The organism is Polaromonas sp. UBA4122 (genome assembly GCA_002381615.1).
GTDB lineage: Bacteria > Pseudomonadota > Gammaproteobacteria > Burkholderiales > Burkholderiaceae_C > Polaromonas.
The window spans coordinates 1-245 of sequence record DFWY01000017.1; the positions used below are offsets into that span (position 1 = coordinate 1).

Below are 245 nucleotides of genomic sequence, written 5' to 3' on the forward strand. Positions count from 1 at the left end.
GAACGCAGCGCCTGTCTCTAAGCGGTCGGCCAGCGTGCGGATGAAGCCTTCAGCCTGCGGGTGAATTTCGGTCAGGTAGTCGTGCGAGCCCGCCACCTCCAGCGGCAGCCGCAAATCGGTCGGCTGGTCGGCGTCGGTGAATCGGCCTTCATGCAGCGCCACGCCGCGCTCATGCCAGACGCCGTTCAGGCGCATCAACAATTTCACCGGCATGGCATCGAGTACTTCATTGCCCAGCACCACGC

The 245-nt window shown here is 64.1% G+C and carries 1 protein-coding gene; it reads right to left on the minus strand.

What is annotated here, in order from left to right; translation table 11 throughout:
- Positions 1–245, minus strand: a 245-nt coding sequence (locus B3F77_RS02370) for an SAM-dependent methyltransferase (protein WP_293603404.1), incomplete at both ends; no start/stop codon positions are given.